Here is a 3,094-nt window from a genome sequence, read left to right as displayed (position 1 = left end):
GAGCCTTGAAACGCTCGCCCGTGTGACCGACAATCCAACCGTCAGGCTGCCCGCCGTGGCCACCTGAACAAGCCCTGACCTCTCCGAGGGTCGGCGCTCCTACACCACGCCGCGGGGCACTATCATCTGGTGTGACTAAGTACTATGTACCACAGCTTCATGGGTGAGCTACCCAAAGACTGATCTGGAAACACCTATGGTCGCATTTTCAGAGGATGCGGAAGATTATGAGCCCACCCGACGTCGTCGAACTGCGACGTCAATGCGAAGTTTCCGCCCGCAAGGTGCATTGCAAGGCTTAAGTCGCTGCATTGCGCACGAACGGCCGCTGTCGGGATCGCCGCAGTGCAGCAATGGCGAGCGTCGACCGGCAGGTAAGGGCCGAGTTTGCGCTCACGGCAACCCGGCTTCGCCGTTGGCCTTGCCTTCCAGCAACAAGATCCTCTCCCTGAGCCGCATCGCAAGCGGGTCCGCGTTCCGCCCGCCTGCAACAATTCTCTTCAGTTCCTCTTGTACGAGATCCATCGAACCGACCTGTCGGCTTGCTGCGATCAGATGTTCTGTCGCCTCGTCAATGTCATGTGGACCGGCATCATAGCCCCGACCCGCAATCAGATGCCGGATGGCGCAGAGCGCAACGCTCGTCGCAAAGGCTGGCTCCTTCACGGCAAAATCCCGCGCGGCGCGCGTGAGGGTCGCCGGGGCCGCCTCACTGTCCTGCGCGCAGTCCAGCGCAATGTCGAGATAACCGGCGGTCTTGGCCGCGGCGAACCACTTCCCCTTGCGGCCATGCAACGCGATCAGATCCTCGAGAATGCCGCGCGGGTCTGTGTCCGGATAGCGCTTCACCAGATCCCGCCACATCGCCAGCCAGGTATTGCCCGTCGCCGTCGGCAGGCCAAAGCGCCGATAGGCTTCGTCAGGCTGCCCGCGCCGGATCAACAACGCCTCGCAAAAGCGGGCGATCTCCTGGCGGCCCCAGCTCTGGCGGTCATCCTCCATCAGCGCCGCAGCGCGGGCCAGGGCCTCGTCCTCCCGCCCCTGGCGTATGAGCGCCTCCGCCGCGAATTTCTCGTCGAACCAGAGGCGGCTCTTCTTGGCCTCCATCAGGGTAAGCAACTCGTCATACCGCCCTGCCTCGAGAAGGCAGGAGAGGGTCAATGTTGCGGTCGGGATGTGAATGAAACGCGCATGATCTGCCCATGCAGCGGAAACCATGGCAAGATCCCGGTCGGCATGATCGTTGATCAGGGCGGGATACACCGAAATCTCGCCGAACCGATCCGCCAGTGGCGCAAGGTAATCCACGCCATCCTCGGCAATGGCCGTGCGAATGCGCTCCAGCCACTGCGCCCGCACGCCCTCATGCGCTGGCGCGGCAATCAGCACCGGCACGAGGTCCCCCAGTGTCCGGCGCACCGCGGTGCCAAGTGCGCCGGAGGAGGTGTCGATATGTTCAAAGGCCGGCCAAATTCTTTCGGCCAGGACGATAACCCCCTCGGCGGCTGCCACCGGATCGCTGCGGCTCAAGGCCCGGATCTCTGAACTGGCCACCTTCAGGCGCTCAACGGCTTTCGCTGTCCCGTGCCAGCTGAAGGCCCCGGCGCGCATGCCAGCCCGAAACGCCCATGGATGTGATGGTTTGCGCGCCAACCTGTTCTCCCCGACCACGCACGGAGACTGCCACAGCCTCTCCAGCGGATAAAGGCATTCTGCCTGAGCAGCTTGCATGCCTTGACGCTGCACCGGGTCTGGCGTTGATGACCGGCAAGAGGAAGGAGCGCCCATGGCCGCAAACGGTGACACCCGCGAAAAACTCGCCAAGCTGGAAGCCCTGTTCGCGCGCGGCGCGACGGCGGGTGAGCGTGCCGCAGCAGGCGCGGCGCGGGACCGCCTGCAGGCGAAACTGGCGTCAGCCTCTGCCAGCGAGCCGGAAACCGAGTTGCAGTATACCCTCCCCGACATCTGGTCGGTGCGGATTTTCGTGGCACTGTGCCGCAAACACGGGGTCAAGCCCTACCGTTATCCGAGGCAGCGCCGCACCACTGTCATGGTCCGGGTGCGGCAAGCCGAGTTCGAGCGGTTGGTCGCCGAAGAGTTCCGAACGCTGCACCGGGAACTCACCAGTTATTTCAACGAGACGGTTGATCATCTGATCGCCGATGCCATGAACTCCGACGGCGACGACGAGACTCTGGAACAACACCAGCTTCCGGGGTGACACAGTATGCTTCGGGGCGGAGCGGCACACATAGCCCGCAGCCTGTCATGCCCCGGGCGCATGTTGCGCGAGGATTCCCGCCGTTTTCAGCACGGCGGCTTCCACGGCCTGTCGCCCCTCTCCGACCGTTCCGAGTGCCGTGAGATCGATCCGGATCGGCTCGGGCGGAGTGGAAGCGGTCTCGCGGCGCAAGGGCGCGCGCAGTCGCGGTGCAGCGGGCACCGGCACGGCCGCACGTTTCCCGGCCTTCTTCGCCGGAGCCCCGGCAACCGCGCTCAACTCCCGCGACAAACGTTCGACGGTTTCCTCGGTCTCCTTCAGACGCGCCTCGTATTGCAGCTTCTCGGCATCGGGATAGGGATGGCTCCCCGACTGCCCTGCATGGATCACCTTCAGTGCCGGATCCTCATAGTACTTGATGCGCCACGCCCGGATCGGCATCTGGGCATCGATCACCAGGATCACCTCATCGAGGTTTAGCCGGCGTGCCTCGTCCTCGTTGAGGAGCGGTGTTTCTTCGGTCCGCTCGGTCACGCTGCGGCCCTCGAACGGGTTACGTCCCACCGAGCGAGACCGCGTGATCACCCGCTTGGTCGTCTTGCCGACCGCCTGGCTCAGTTCCTCGATGGTCTTTTGGTCGGATGGGGTCAGATAGAGTTTCACCCCTGCCCCGCCTTGCAGAGAGCGGCGGGTGTTCTCGCCGTAAATCTCATCCAACGCCGGAATGGTCTGGGTGACGATGGCGAGGTTGGACCTGTCGCGGTTTGGTGCCGCTCCTTTGATCACGTAATGTGCAGCAAAGGAGATGAACCATGGGCACAGGCAGGACGGATGAATTTCGCAGGGATGCGGTGCGTATCGCGCTGACCAGCG

At 63.7% G+C, this 3,094-nt stretch carries 3 protein-coding genes; 1 reads left to right on the top strand and 2 read right to left on the bottom strand.

Annotated elements, in window-relative coordinates:
- Positions 1-393: 393 nt before the first annotated feature.
- Positions 394-1,731, bottom strand: a complete 1,338-nt coding sequence (locus GL284_RS21115) for a hypothetical protein (RefSeq protein ID WP_230383242.1) — start codon at positions 1,729-1,731, stop codon at positions 394-396.
- Positions 1,732-1,786: 55 nt separating this feature from the next.
- On the opposite strand from GL284_RS21115, the gene GL284_RS21110 reads away from it, so the two are divergent.
- Positions 1,787-2,221, top strand: a complete 435-nt coding sequence (locus tag GL284_RS21110; protein WP_155046372.1) for a hypothetical protein — start codon at positions 1,787-1,789, stop codon at positions 2,219-2,221.
- Positions 2,222-2,266: 45 nt separating this feature from the next.
- Here the strand turns inward: GL284_RS21110 and GL284_RS21765 are convergent.
- A partial coding sequence (locus tag GL284_RS21765) for a type IV secretory system conjugative DNA transfer family protein (RefSeq protein ID WP_230383528.1) occupies positions 2,267-3,094 on the bottom strand: 828 nt, incomplete at its 5' end.

The sequence above is a fragment of the Paracoccus shanxieyensis genome, from assembly GCF_009711265.1.
In the GTDB taxonomy this organism is placed as follows: Bacteria; Pseudomonadota; Alphaproteobacteria; order Rhodobacterales; family Rhodobacteraceae; genus Paracoccus; species Paracoccus shanxieyensis.
The sequence above is the reverse complement of the archived record's forward strand: the minus strand, read 5'-3'. Positions and strand labels throughout refer to the sequence as shown.